The following is an 11,959-nucleotide window of genomic DNA, read 5'->3' as shown; positions in this document are numbered from 1 at the left end:
AGTGAAGACTTCTTTACTACTGATCAATCCATCCTCCTTCCGAAGTTGGTTTGCTAAGTGCTGCTATTGTACCCCTTGAGTCCTTAACAGGCTGTATATCAACGACCCCCATCATGGGTAAGCGACTAAAGTGGCTAGCGGGCTTTTCCGCCCCGCACTCAAGTGCGGGGCTACCAAGCTATCCTTTTTTGTGAGCGTTAGCAACAACGGCGCCAAGCACGTCGAGCCGGTTGTCACTCAACCCGGCTGGATCCCTGACAGGTGGACAAAGCACCCTGGCAGTTGCCTACCAGAGCAAACCTTAGCACCCGAGTCTCTTTCCACTCAGCAACAACAGCAAAGAAGTAGAGCATCAGCGCGAGCAGAGGGATCAGCGACGACGCACCCTATCTCTTTGGCTGACGAAGACGATGGCGCCGAAGAGAAGCCCCAGCACCACTGCGCCGTACACCAAGCTCCAGAGAAAATTAGCCAGTGAGGGAGTCATAAAAAGAGTTTCCTCCTCGTGCGACTATCAACCACTCAACTATTTCCCGATTATACTGGTCTTTGTCGCTCAACCCAGAGACAGACGCATTGCCGACTATTTCGCCTGGTACTCTAGGGGCACCTCCTCTAGGGTTTGGCTGGTGCCGGCGAAGGGGTTATCTGGAGTTAAAAAGAGCATACAGTGGCATTCCTTTCGCTCCCGCATGGGTACACAGGGGCAGTTCCAATAGCCGGCTTTCACTTCCGCCTCTTTGTCTTCATAAAAACGACAGGGGCAGAGCGGAGCGCCCAATTGCTCTTTGTGCAGAGCCAAGCCCTCGATCACCGCTGTCGTAATCGTAGGATCAGAGCAGAAAAAAGTGTCGGTACGTTTGGCGTAGGTTTCTGCGAAATGCCGCATCACCTCAAAAGTCTTCTGGGAGGCCTTGTTGTAACCACGACTTTCCATGACGATTCTCGGAAGGGAACTGACCGGCTGTTGCTGGTAATGAGGCTCACAGCTTCTTCCGGCCACACTTTCTGAAGTTAATACAGATGTGCGTATGCCGGGATCCTGCTGATTCTACAGACCTCCCCCGAAGTCGGACAAAGCTGTATCTTGCTCTTCGTTGTACTGCAGACTTTTAGAGAAGACAAACAGTGACAGCCGTGCTGTTACACAAGGCAACATTGTTTGGACTTGGCAAGACCCCGCCCTAGGGTACTCTACAGGATCACGCTGACCGGGATCCCTTTTCTCAGGGCACGACCAGCACCGGGCAGGGAGCAAGGTCGATGAGGCGGTGGCTGACGGAGTTGTTCTGCCCCTCGGCAGACAGGCTGAGGCTGCGGGATCCCATCACGATCAGGCTGATCTCCAGCTCGTCCGCCACGTCGCAGATGACGAAGGGTACTTTTCCCTCGCGATACTCGCTCTTGACGCTGTTGATGCCGATTTACTGCAGGCCCAGCTCCGTCTGTTTGGGCGGGTTCTGAATGTTCTGCCGGGCTTGTTCTGCTCGCTCCGCGTCAAGCTCCATGTTGTCCAGTACCGAGAGCAAGTACACCCGACTTTTGCAGCGCTGCGCTAGGTCTGCCACCAAGGGCAAGGCGTGGCTGGTCTCGCGCGAGTTGTCGATGGGAAAGAGCAGCTTGTCGAACCTAGTCGCGGATCCCCCGCTTAAGCCCGGCTCGACCCCTCCCATTTTACTTCTAGCGGGGAGCCGGGTGGACGCCGTCTCTCTGGGGGCGCTGTGGGCGGCGATGAGATCCCTATGGCATGAGAGCTCTTTCTGTCTGTTTGGAGGGTTAGAGCCACCAGCAATCTGCGGGGGTTGGGGGTTGCTGACAAAACTCGCAGTTGAGCTAAGGACAAAGGCCAGTCTTTCAGGCAAGGCTGGTCTGCAATTGCTGCAGCTTTTGCCAGAAATCCATGATTTTCAAGTTGACCAAACTTGGAAAAGAATAGTGAAAAAAGTGTCGCCCCCCAGGACAAAACCACATTTGATCCCCTGGCTTTAAGTAGTTTCCCCACTGCTCCAGCGAAGCAGGATCCACAATGGGATCATCCTCGCTGGCGCAAACCAACATCGGCACCGGCACTTTCTGGGCTGGAATCGCTACCACCTGAAATAGGGAATGAGGTATGGGGGAAGTGTCTAAATCTTTAGCCAGGGCGCGGGAGAGTGAGCGCGCTCGCCACTGTTCTGAAGCTGGCAGAAGGCTCTGAGCTATACGCACCAGGAGCTGTTCTCGGCTACAGCAAAACATTTTTCGTTGCACGTAGAAATGGGCATGCCAGGTGGCGGCAGGCTGACTGCCTACAGCCAGCAGGGTTAGAGACCGTATCCGCTGGGGGTAATAGTAGGCAAAAAGATAGGCAACCACCCCGCTCAAGCCGTGGCCGATGAGATGTACCGGTCGATCCCAAGCTTTTAGGTATTCGTATAGCAGCGTCACGACTGTCTCCAAACTACAGGGCTCATCCTGGGTTTGGTGATACTCCCAGTAGGCTACACGGAAACATTTTCCCAGGGATCCCAACAGAGGCCGATCGAAAAGCTTTAGACTGGGAGAAACGCCCAAATAAAGTGCTTCAAAAGAAGGCGCAGAAGCGGAACCTAAGCTCATTTTAGCCATCCCATTTCGACGGTCGAAAGATTAAAGTTGCTGGCTGACAAAAGCTTCATAAAAAAGGGTTATCGGATCCAGAAGCCGGCAGGCAAAAGGTAGAGCCAGATCTCGACAGAGAGGAGGGGATGAGGATCTCCCCTCCCTGCTTTGAGAAGCCTCAACCCTCCTTTACAGCCCCGGCAAAATCTGGGCTACCACATCGCCGCTGCCCAGGAGCATGTAGGCAAACAGGGCACCGCCAACGCCGCCCACCAGAAACCCTCCGGCCAACTGGCTCCAACCGGCGCGGGTGCGCAAGTTTTCGGGCAAGTCCTCCGATCCTGCCGGTACTCGCACCGGCTGAGGGGATCCCTGCGATTCGGCCATCAGTTGCACGCCCGGCGTCGGATAGGCCACCTCGCCGTAGGGGGTATTGACCACTGCCACCAGCCGCGAGCGAGGAAAGGACACCCGTCCGTAAATGGAGAGACAAACCGTCAGGATCAGCACCAGGCCGATGGTCGCCAGCGTCCCTGCCGTCAGGGCCTGCTCCGAATTCCGCAGCGGACTCAACTTGTAAAACGGCCCCACCAGGAAGTACCCATGAGCCATGCCGATCTCCAAGCCGCGCAAAAAAGGAGAGAGGCCCTCCCGGTAGATGGGCAGGTTTTGCAGCAGCAGCAGGGTGAGATCGCCCCGGTTTACCGGCGTGTCCAAGTTGCCCACCTGCGGATCTGTGGCTCGCACCCAGCCCCCGCGCTGGAAGTCAAAGCCGCTGGCCGCCGCCCGCGCCCGGATGGCATGCCAGATGTGCCCCGCCAAAAACAGGATCCCCAAGACAAAGTGGGCTGTGGCCAACCAGGTGCGGCTGCTCACCACACCCATCTCGTCGGCAGCCAGCCCCAGCGGCCCGTAGAAAGCCACCGGATAGGCGATCTCGTTGACGCTGACAAAATAGGCCGCCAAGATGCCCATGTAGGCCAGGGCCCCCAGGCTGTAGGAGAGGTAGGCTTCGCCCGAGTAGATCAAGACTTGCTTGGCCCAGGCAAAGGGCCGTGTGGCTATGTGCCACCATCCCCCCAGCACGCAGAGCAGGCCCACGTAGATGTGTCCCCCCACCAGGTCTTCCAGGTTGTCCACGGCGGCCATGCCCTGCTGGCCCATGAGCGGCGTCAGGTAGGCAAAGATCCGCAGCGGATTGAGGGTGGGATCCGTAACTACGCGCACGCGGCCCAGTTGAGCATCGTACAGCCCTCCCCAGAAGAGCGCTTTGGCCACCAGCAACCAGGCCCCCAGCCCCAGCAGCAGCAGGTGGATCCCCAGGATGGTGGTCATCTTGTCGTCATCTTCCCAGTCGTAGCCGAAAAACTCGGCAAAGGTTTTCCCCTTGCTCAGCACCTCTGGTCCCAAAAGGGCATGGAAGATCCCTCCTGCCCCCAGCACTGCCGAGGCAATTAGGTGCAGAACGCCCACGACAAAAAAGGGATAGGGATCCGTGGCCACCCCCTCTGCATTCACGCCGATGCCCAACGTGGCCAAATGGGGCAGCAAGATCAGCCCCTGGCTGCCCATGGGCTGAGCCGGATCCCAGTGGGCCACCTCAAACAAAGTCATGCCGCCGGCCCACAGCATGATCAACCCCGCATGGGCCACGTGGGCCCCCAGCAGCTTTCCGGACAGATTCACCAAGCGAGCATTGCCCGCCAGCCAGCTCACCTGAGGGGATCCCTCAGCAGAGGTAGGCGATGAAGATAGAACTGCGCCAGTCATGACAAACTCCCACAGTATCCACAACAAGCTAAGAAGCCGAGTTTGAGATTACAGATTGAAGAGTGTTTTGAGTTTGGCCGTCCACTCTTTAATTCGTTTTTCCGTCAGCTCCGGCTGATTGTCTTCATCCAGAGCAAGGCCGACAAACTCGCCGTTAACCACTCCCTTGGACTCATTGAACTCGTAGCCTTCTGTAGGCCAGAAGCCGACGTTTTTTCCGCCGCGCTCGGCAATTTTTTGGGCCAGGATCCCCATGGCATCTTGAAAGTTGTCGGGATAGCCCAACTGATCCCCAACTCCAAAATAGGCTACCGTCTTACCGGAAAAATCGATTTCATCCAAATAGGGGAAAAACCCATTCCAATCGGCCTGCAGCTCCCCGATATTCCAAGTTGGACAGCCGATGATTAAGTAGTCGTACCTATCAAAGTCCTCAACCGTGGCCTCGGCAATGTTGATCAAATCTACATTGTCTTCGCCCAGCTCTTTTTGGATCATCTCAGCGGCTCTCTCGGTATTTCCGGTTTGAGTGCCGAAAAATAGACCTACTTTTGCCATTGCTCCTACCTCGAAACTGCAAGTGCAAAGCTCAAAATCAGATGGCTAGATTGCCGTTAGGCCTGCTGCGCTGCAAGTTCTACTCTGCCGGTACGGAAATTGAACCCTCGCGCTTTCAGGGCATGGAACAGGTGGCCCTGAAGGAAGAAAAAGGCCAGCCAAAAATGGGCATTGGCCAGCCAAACCCTAGATGTGAGAGCTCCCCCTTGCTCAAAGAAGGGATAGCGATCCAAGCCCACCTGCAGCAGCGGCCCATAGAAAACTTCGGGATAGACCACTGGGTTAACGGCAACGAAATAGGCGGCAATAAATCCCATCAAGGCCAAAGCTCCCAAGCTGTAGGAAAGATAAGCTTCCCCAGACCAGATAAAAATCCGTTCTGCCCAGGCAAAAGGCTTGGTCGCGATATGCCAAACCCCACCTGCCACCAGGAGCAAGCCCAGCCAGAGGTGGCCGCCCACCACGTCTTCTAAAGTGTCCACCCCGGCGATCCAGTGGCGCCCTTCTATGCCCAACAGGTGGCCAAAGGGGTTCCAGTTGGGAGACACCAGGCGCACCTCTCCTGCCACCGGGTCGAACAAGCCGCCAAACACCACTGCCTTGAGCACCAAAAGCCAGGCTCCCAATCCCAGCAGCACCAGGTGGATCCCTAGGATGGTGGTCATCTTGTTTTTGTCTTGCCAGTCGTAGCTAAACAGGGGAAAGGCTTTGGGATCCAGCACCGCCGGCCCGCGCAGGGCATGAAAAATGCCGCCAAACCCCAAAAAGGCAGAGCTGATGAGGTGGATCGCTCCCACCGCAAAGTAGATATCCGTATCCAGGACTTCCCCGCCGGATCCCACCCCCAGCCCCAAGCTGGCCAGGTGGGGCAAGAGAATCAGCCCCTGCTCATACATCGGTCGGCTGGGGTCAAACTTGGCCAACTCGATCAGGGTCATCGCCCCTGCCCAGAGAACGATCAGCCCGGCATGGGCCACATGCGCCCCCAGCAGCCGGCCAGAAAGATCGGTCAAACGGGCGTTGCCCGCCCACCACGGGATCTGTTGTTGCGAGCTAGATCCCCCTTCTTGCTTGAGTGTCGTCGCTGTCATCTCCGCTCCTCTTGCGTTTCTAAACAAGCTTTTCTAGGAAAAGGCCAGAGACCTTGCCCCAGGCCCGCCTCTGGCCGCACGGACACATCCTTTCGAGACACGTAACCAACTGTTGAGAGTAAATCTCAACAGCGAGCTGTGACCTACTCTAGGCTTCTTGCAAACAAATATCAATGTCTTTAGAGTTAAGTTTTGTTAAGAGTCGGACTTGTATCCGCCCATAGCCCCACCTGGGGAAGCTGCAGATGGAAGCTGGCCCGCAGAGGGACGAGCCGGGCGATCCGGTGGCAGCCGGTGATAAAAATCTCTCCCTTCTTAAGATTGAGTCGCAATAGCTGGATTACAATCAAGCCAAAGTTGGCCAAGTCGAGGGCAAAGGAGTCGGAGGAGATGTCGAGGTATCTGAAGCTGTGGACGGGGATAGGGCTTTATGTTCTGGTCAGCGGGGCCGCTTGCGGGGAAACCCAAAAGGATCCCTCGGCTGCGGGCGGCGGGGATCCACCGGCCCTGAGCCAGGCTTCGCCTCAGCAGGCAGCTCAAATGAACCCGGAGTGTCGGCCTATCCCGGTGGATGGCGGCGGCGAGGGTGGGGAAGAAGGGGCAGGCTCTCGCCGGCCAGCCGTTGTGCTCTCTCCTGAGCAGCGGTTTCAGGATCGGCAGATTTTGCTCGACTTTGCCGATCAGGTGGTGATCCCTGCCTATGAGCAGTTGGTCGCCGATACCCAGGCCCTGTCTCAGGCCATCCAGGCCTTCGTGCAAGATCCCAATGCCCAGACTTTGCAAGCGGCTCGCCAGGCTTGGTCTGTTGCCCGCATCACTTGGGAGGAGAGCGAGGCTTTTGCCTTTGGGCCGGCGGCTTATTTGGGGCTGGATGCGGATTTGGACGAATGGCCCCTGAACGAGGTGGAGGTGCTGGAAGTTCTCAACAGCGGCGATCCCCTCACTCCAGAGACCGTGGCCGAGTTGGAAAGCGGGCAAAAGGGATTTCATGCCGTGGCCTTCTTGCTCTTTGGCGTGGATAACAACAAGTCTTTGCAAGACTTTACCGAGCGGGATCGGGAGTACTTGGCTGCCCTTGGCCCAGTTTTGGCGGATACGGCGGCAAAGCTGCTCAAAAGCTGGACAGAGGGAGTGCAAGGGCTGCCTGCTTTTCGCGAAGAATGGGTAAAAGCCGGCGAGGGCAGCAAGAGTTATCTCACGCTGCAAGCTGCTGCTGAAGAAATAGCCCAAGGTATTCTCGGCATGTTGGACGAGCTGGGCAAGGTCAAAATTGGCGAAGCCTTCGCCCAGCAAAATCCTTTTCTGCTGGAAAGTCGCTTTGCCCACCATTCGCTGCCGGAGTTCCAGGCCAATGTGCGCAGCGTTCAGTATGCTTACTTGGGCGGATTTAGAGATAGAAAAGGTCGTGGCCTGAGCCAATTTGTCCGGGACATCAATCCCAATTTGGATAGTCAAATTCAGTCGGAGTTACAAGCAGCGGCGGCGGCTCTCCAGGGGATCCCTGCCCCTATCGAAAAAAGCCTTTGCGATGCCAATGCCCGTGGATCTATTACTGCCGCTATGGAAAAAATTGAAGACGCTTTCGACAGCTTTGCTCAGGAAGTTGTGCCGCTCCTGCAGTAGTAAGAAAGTCCCAAAAGAGCTGAGTTGCCGATATTTTGATAGCCGATGCGTCGTCTTCTCCAGATTTTCATGCTGGGATTGGCCTCTCTTTGGGCGGCGAGCTTTCTGGCTTTCCCCGCTGCCCCAGAGGGATCCCAGCCATTGCCCCCTCGAGCGGGTGGCGAAACAACCCTTTGGAACCGCACCTCAACAGCCTACGAGCAGCCGGCTCCCAACTTGGATCCCCGCTGGGCCAGGTTGCATGCCCTGGGGGACATCGCCTTTGAGGCTCGCTTCGTCACCGCTCCGGCGCCTGTTAACCCCGGCCTTGGGCCTCTGTTCAACAACAACTCCTGCGCCGGTTGTCATGTTAAAAACGGCCGAGGTTTTCCTGACAAGGGGCAGCGGGTCGTCAGAGTCAGCCAGGTTGGATCCCTGGATAGAAGCGGGGATCCCCAGCCTTTTGGATGGGAGGCCATTGCTCCTCATAGCAACACTCCCCCTGTGGCCGGCATCGGCACGCAGGTTCAAGAAAAGGCCGTTCGGGGCTATCGGCCAGAGGCCAAGGTGGAGTTGCACTGGGTAGAGCAGACCAGAGAGTACGCCGACGGAACTCCCTACAGGCTGCGTTCTCCTGTTGTAAAGCTGTTAACTCTGGAGGGATCGCCCATCGATCCTGTCCTCATCTCCCTGCGGATCCCCCAGCCGGTGTTTGGAGCGGGCCTACTGGAGGCCGTTCCCGCTTCTAGGATCCTGGCAGCAGCCGATCCTGACGACGCCGATGGGGATGGCATCTCTGGCCGCCCCAACTTGGTTTGGGATCAAGAGCAGCAGCGTCTGGTGCTGGGACGGTTTGGTTGGAAAGCCAATACCCCCAACCTCAGGCAACAAGCTGCGGCCGCCTACGCCAACGACATGGGTGTCACGAATCCTCTTTTTCCGGCCGCGGATGGCAGCCAAGATATCGACGAGGCCACTCTCCAAGCGACAACCGTTTACGTGCAAACCCTGGCCGTGCCTGGCCGCGCCCTTTGGCAGGATCCCCAAGTTCAGCGAGGGGAAAAGCTCTTCGTCCAAGCCCAATGCGCCAAGTGTCACCGACCAGAGCTACAAACCGGCATTCATGAGATCCCTGCCCTGGCCAACCAAGTCATCCACCCCTACACCGATTTGCTGTTGCATGACATGGGCGAAGGACTAGCAGATGGCCGCGCTGACTTCGAGGCCACGGGCCGAGAATGGCGCACCCCCCCTTTGTGGGGCATCGGCTTGTCGCAGACAGTTCTGCCCTCCTCCGGCTATTTGCACGATGGCCGCGCCCGCAGCCTCGAGGAGGCCATTCTCTGGCATGGGGGAGAAGCTGAACGCTCCCGCGAGATCTTTAAAAATATGGCTGCTGAAGACAGAGAAGCCCTGCTCTATTTTCTTCGATCCCTCTAGAGCTCTGCCCATTTCCGCAGCAGGTTCGCGTAAACTTTGGAGATCAAATCAAAGTGGCGTGTCTTGCCCGATTCCTGAAACATCTGCTGCCGCACAGTCTGTAAATCAAAGAGGATCTCGCGTTCTTGCGGATCCCTAATTAGGCTTTGAACCCAACTGACGGCAGCATAGCGGATCCCACGGGTTACAGGCTCAACTCGGTGCAAGGTGGAAGCAGGATAGAGGATCAAAGCACCCGCCGGCAGCTTGTAGGCTTGCTCCCCCTCGCTACTCTCGATCTTCAGCTCACCGCCATCATAGTCTTCAGGGGCACTTAGAAATAGCGTAAAGGAAATATCCGTGCGCATCAGCTGATGCCGATCGAGCATCAGCGCATCGTCGGTATGAGTGCCATAGGACATTCCCGCTTCGTAGCAGCTAATTAAAATGGAATGAATGAGCTTGGGCCGGGCAGCCATCTGGAACAACAAATTACGCTCTAGAGCTGCCAAGATAATCTCCTCTATCTTCCGTTGCTGAAGGGATCCCTTTGGCATTTGCCTATTGTTTTTGACAAGCCTGGCATTCCAGCCTGCCGTCAGAGCACCATCCACAAATTCAGCATCGGCTATGAGGGACAGAATCTGTTGCAATTCTGCTAAACTAAGAACATCGCCAATACACAAGATCATTATCAACCTCTAAAAAGCAAAATACATGACACCTTCTACACTAGCAAAACAAGCCTTATGAAAATCATGCCTACTTCGAGCATCCCTCGGAAACCTTAAGCATCTAGCAGAGAAAGTAGAGATCTTTTGCCCTATGCAGCCACCTTCTGGTATTCGACAAAAAGAGCTCTGCGAGCTATTGGGCTTAGACTACAAGGCTGTTGCCACCGAGGCAAAGCGTCTGGGCTTGAGCACACATGCCTATCTGCAACAGAAAACAGGTTGGATCCTGAAGGATGAACTCTATTATCCGCCCGGCACTACCTTTGACAAGTCAGCAGATGGCGAGTCAGTAGGATCGTCCCCTACCCCCTCAGAGGATTTGTCCTCTAGCAGCAAAATCAATTCCAGAAAAAGGAAAGACATCCTCTCACTGCTGTTGTTGCTTGTTGTCCTGTTAGCTGCCATCTTGCTGGCCCGTCGCTTAGATCCAGAGGCAACTCGAGAATTTATAGCAAAACTAGGCCCCTGGGCACCCCTTGCCCTGATTGGATTACGCTCCCTGAGTATTATTATTCCTGCCATACCCAGCACCCTTTACTCCATCTTGGCAGGAGCCCTCTTTGGATTTGGATCGGGAATCCTTTACATTGCAATTGCTGATTTTATCTCTTGTACACTTAACTTCTACCTAGCCAGAAAGTTTGGTAGAGACCTAGTACAGCGAGTAGTTGGGCGACAATGGATGTACAAAGTCGATGCCCTTTCAGCTAACTATCTGGAAAACAATATTTTTCTTACAGCTGGTTTTTTAATGACGGGCCTATTCGACTTTGTCGCCTACGCCGCCGGCCTAACCCAAATAAAATGGCAGAACTTTCTTCTCGCCCTAGCTTTGGGCATTGCCGTCTCTACACCCCCAGTAGTGGCTCTGGGGGCAGGGATCCTAGAGCAGGGAAGGTGGCTGCTGGGCTTTGCTTTGCTGGGAATGTTTGCTTTGGCGATGTTAAGCGGCTGGCTGAGTAAAAGGCGGCGTTCTTAACTTGCCTTTGATAAAGTCAGAACAAAAGCAAGGTCAGCAGTGGCTTCTAACTCATGGGGAACATTTGCCGAAATTAAGACAAATATGCCCGGAGATAGAGAGATCTTCTCACCTGCAAGGGTTAAGACTCCAGTTCCTTCAATGACGTGGAGAGTAGCGTCCCTTGTGGAGGTATGCTCGGAAATACTTGTGCCTCCCGCCATACAGAAAAGAGTATGTTGGCAGACTTCACTTTTCCAAATGATCTTGCTGAGAACTCCTTCCACAGAATAAGCAATGTGATCTTTGAGCTGCAAAAAAGGTGACTCAGGGGAGACAAGAGACATCATTAAGCCTCCTTCTTGGCGATCAGTATGATGTAGCCTAGGTTATTTCGATATCGGCTAAAGATTTGCTTCATAGATAAGATCCGCTGCCGGATTACAGGACGTGTAAGCACATTCCACACCATAGTTAAGAGCGTCGGCAATCCTTCCTCTGTAGCAATAGCAACGGGATTGAGCAAAGTTAAGGGGCCGGTGGCATACTGGACAACCGTAAGATTTGCTTGCTGAACAGTTGCAAGCCAGCTGTCAGTAGATAAAGGATTGGCATTGACATGGATTACGGAGGATAACTCCTTGCGGATAGCGTCGCTGTTGGATCCCTCAACTCGCAGCTCATGGCTGAGGAACTTACCCCCTGGCTTGAGGCAATTGTAAATCCCTGACAAAATCTTAGATTTTCCTGCATCGGACTGCATTGTTAAAATAGCTTCCGCCAAGACATAGTCAAATTTCTGATCGATTTGATCTAGGTGAAAGATATCGCCCTCGAGGATCTCAACTTGGCCGGCTAGCCCTGCTGCAGAAACATTAGCGCGAGTGTGAGCAATGTTATCTGGATTTTTCTCAATGCCGGTAACATGTATGCCATAGCGCTTTGCCAATCGAATAGCCGTGTAGCCAAGGCCTGAGGCAAGTTCCAGCACAGTTTCTCCTCGACGGAACTCGGCAAACTTGAAGAGCCGTTCGGTAGCGCCAAAGCCCCCCGGTCGAAGTGCCTTTTTACCTGCCGCAGCCAGTACCTGGTGTCCAGGTGCATTTTTTGAGTCCAGCTTAGACATAGGTAACTCCAAAAAAGATACAGCCTTTTAATTTAAAATAGGGTACAGGTATTCAAGAGGAAGGAGAGAAAGGAATGCCGACTCATTCTTTGGATTTGCGGCAAAGAGTTGTAGCAGCCTA

14 protein-coding genes and 1 pseudogene are annotated in these 11,959 nt (G+C 54.9%); 3 read left to right on the top strand and 12 right to left on the bottom strand.

From position 1 onward, the window contains the following. Positions 1 to 370: 370 nt before the first annotated feature. The 9 genes and pseudogenes from SYN65AY6A5_RS12295 to SYN65AY6A5_RS12265 form a co-directional block, all read right to left on the bottom strand. Positions 371 to 487, bottom strand: a complete 117-nt coding sequence (locus SYN65AY6A5_RS12295) for a photosystem II reaction center X protein (protein ID WP_011431389.1) — start codon at positions 485 to 487, stop codon at positions 371 to 373. A 96-nt stretch (positions 488 to 583) separates the two neighbouring features. Then, positions 584 to 937 (bottom strand): ferredoxin-thioredoxin reductase catalytic domain-containing protein, encoded by a 354-nt coding sequence (locus SYN65AY6A5_RS12290; protein WP_011431390.1) that lies wholly within the window; start codon positions 935 to 937, stop codon positions 584 to 586. A 289-nt stretch (positions 938 to 1,226) separates the two neighbouring features. Continuing rightward, positions 1,227 to 1,418: a universal stress protein gene (locus SYN65AY6A5_RS14565; RefSeq protein WP_228375528.1), complete on the bottom strand. Its 192-nt coding sequence runs from the start codon at positions 1,416 to 1,418 to the stop codon at positions 1,227 to 1,229. Between the two features lie 6 nt (positions 1,419 to 1,424). Beyond that, complete coding sequence (locus SYN65AY6A5_RS14560) at positions 1,425 to 1,673, bottom strand: universal stress protein (RefSeq protein ID WP_240531057.1); 249 nt, start codon at positions 1,671 to 1,673, stop codon at positions 1,425 to 1,427. A gap of 181 nt (positions 1,674 to 1,854) precedes the next feature. Beyond that, positions 1,855 to 2,427, bottom strand: a complete 573-nt coding sequence (locus SYN65AY6A5_RS12280; RefSeq protein WP_228375351.1) for an alpha/beta hydrolase — start codon at positions 2,425 to 2,427, stop codon at positions 1,855 to 1,857. Between the two features lie 342 nt (positions 2,428 to 2,769). Beyond that, positions 2,770 to 3,327 (bottom strand): photosystem I reaction center subunit XI, encoded by a 558-nt coding sequence (locus tag SYN65AY6A5_RS14555; RefSeq protein ID WP_228375529.1) that lies wholly within the window; start codon positions 3,325 to 3,327, stop codon positions 2,770 to 2,772. Positions 3,328 to 3,336: 9 nt separating this feature from the next. Then, positions 3,337 to 4,350 (bottom strand): annotated as a pseudogene (locus tag SYN65AY6A5_RS14550) (chlorophyll a/b binding light-harvesting protein); the annotation flags it as partial. A 48-nt stretch (positions 4,351 to 4,398) separates the two neighbouring features. After that, entirely contained in the window at positions 4,399 to 4,908 is a 510-nt protein-coding gene (gene fldA, locus SYN65AY6A5_RS12270; RefSeq protein WP_011431393.1) for a flavodoxin FldA, read from the bottom strand. 56 nt (positions 4,909 to 4,964) lie between these two features. After that, positions 4,965 to 5,999 (bottom strand): chlorophyll a/b binding light-harvesting protein, encoded by a 1,035-nt coding sequence (locus SYN65AY6A5_RS12265; protein ID WP_011431394.1) that lies wholly within the window; start codon positions 5,997 to 5,999, stop codon positions 4,965 to 4,967. A 390-nt stretch (positions 6,000 to 6,389) separates the two neighbouring features. Here SYN65AY6A5_RS12265 and SYN65AY6A5_RS12255 point away from each other — a divergent pair, with 390 nt between their 5' ends. Further along, positions 6,390 to 7,622, top strand: a complete 1,233-nt coding sequence (locus SYN65AY6A5_RS12255; RefSeq protein ID WP_011433843.1) for an imelysin family protein — start codon at positions 6,390 to 6,392, stop codon at positions 7,620 to 7,622. A gap of 45 nt (positions 7,623 to 7,667) precedes the next feature. Further along, positions 7,668 to 9,041 (top strand): di-heme oxidoredictase family protein, encoded by a 1,374-nt coding sequence (locus tag SYN65AY6A5_RS12250; protein ID WP_099884671.1) that lies wholly within the window; start codon positions 7,668 to 7,670, stop codon positions 9,039 to 9,041. On the opposite strand, the gene SYN65AY6A5_RS12245 is transcribed toward SYN65AY6A5_RS12250, so the two are convergent. Continuing rightward, the gene (locus tag SYN65AY6A5_RS12245) at positions 9,038 to 9,712 is read right to left on the bottom strand and encodes a Fe2+-dependent dioxygenase (protein WP_011431398.1); all 675 of its coding nucleotides are present in this window, start codon (positions 9,710 to 9,712) and stop codon (positions 9,038 to 9,040) included. The two genes, SYN65AY6A5_RS12250 and SYN65AY6A5_RS12245, sit on opposite strands and share 4 nt — an antisense overlap. 133 nt (positions 9,713 to 9,845) lie before the next feature. Here SYN65AY6A5_RS12245 and SYN65AY6A5_RS12240 point away from each other — a divergent pair, with 133 nt between their 5' ends. Then, positions 9,846 to 10,733, top strand: a complete 888-nt coding sequence (locus SYN65AY6A5_RS12240; RefSeq protein WP_228375352.1) for a VTT domain-containing protein — start codon at positions 9,846 to 9,848, stop codon at positions 10,731 to 10,733. On the opposite strand, the gene SYN65AY6A5_RS12235 is transcribed toward SYN65AY6A5_RS12240, so the two are convergent. Both SYN65AY6A5_RS12235 and SYN65AY6A5_RS12230 read right to left on the bottom strand, forming a co-directional pair. Continuing rightward, a complete protein-coding gene (locus tag SYN65AY6A5_RS12235; protein WP_011433845.1) occupies positions 10,730 to 11,062 on the bottom strand; it encodes a cupin domain-containing protein in 333 nt (110 codons plus the stop codon). The genes SYN65AY6A5_RS12240 and SYN65AY6A5_RS12235 overlap by 4 nt on opposite strands. Further along, positions 11,062 to 11,838 (bottom strand): class I SAM-dependent methyltransferase, encoded by a 777-nt coding sequence (locus SYN65AY6A5_RS12230; protein ID WP_099884669.1) that lies wholly within the window; start codon positions 11,836 to 11,838, stop codon positions 11,062 to 11,064. The genes SYN65AY6A5_RS12235 and SYN65AY6A5_RS12230 overlap by 1 nt, the downstream gene beginning before the upstream one ends. Positions 11,839 to 11,959: the final 121 nt, after the last annotated feature.

Source organism: Synechococcus sp. 65AY6A5 (assembly GCF_002760415.1).
In the GTDB taxonomy this organism is placed as follows: domain Bacteria; phylum Cyanobacteriota; class Cyanobacteriia; order Thermostichales; family Thermostichaceae; genus Thermostichus.
This window is presented reverse-complemented; position numbering and strand designations above follow the sequence as displayed.

Bases quoted from the DNA above. Each gene is read 5' to 3' on its own strand.
- SYN65AY6A5_RS12295 (WP_011431389.1), bottom strand. From the start codon at position 487: ATGACTCCCTCACTGGCTAATTTTCTCTGGAGCTTGGTGTACGGCGCA.
- SYN65AY6A5_RS12290 (WP_011431390.1), bottom strand. From the start codon at position 937: ATGGAAAGTCGTGGTTACAACAAGGCCTCCCAGAAGACTTTTGAGGTG.
- SYN65AY6A5_RS14560 (WP_240531057.1), bottom strand. From the start codon at position 1,673: ATGGGAGGGGTCGAGCCGGGCTTAAGCGGGGGATCCGCGACTAGGTTC.
- fldA (WP_011431393.1), bottom strand. From the start codon at position 4,908: ATGGCAAAAGTAGGTCTATTTTTCGGCACTCAAACCGGAAATACCGAG.
- SYN65AY6A5_RS12265 (WP_011431394.1), bottom strand. From the start codon at position 5,999: ATGACAGCGACGACACTCAAGCAAGAAGGGGGATCTAGCTCGCAACAA.
- SYN65AY6A5_RS12255 (WP_011433843.1), top strand. From the start codon at position 6,390: ATGTCGAGGTATCTGAAGCTGTGGACGGGGATAGGGCTTTATGTTCTG.
- SYN65AY6A5_RS12250 (WP_099884671.1), top strand. From the start codon at position 7,668: ATGCGTCGTCTTCTCCAGATTTTCATGCTGGGATTGGCCTCTCTTTGG.
- SYN65AY6A5_RS12245 (WP_011431398.1), bottom strand. From the start codon at position 9,712: ATGATCTTGTGTATTGGCGATGTTCTTAGTTTAGCAGAATTGCAACAG.
- SYN65AY6A5_RS12240 (WP_228375352.1), top strand. From the start codon at position 9,846: ATGCAGCCACCTTCTGGTATTCGACAAAAAGAGCTCTGCGAGCTATTG.
- SYN65AY6A5_RS12235 (WP_011433845.1), bottom strand. From the start codon at position 11,062: ATGATGTCTCTTGTCTCCCCTGAGTCACCTTTTTTGCAGCTCAAAGAT.
- SYN65AY6A5_RS12230 (WP_099884669.1), bottom strand. From the start codon at position 11,838: ATGTCTAAGCTGGACTCAAAAAATGCACCTGGACACCAGGTACTGGCT.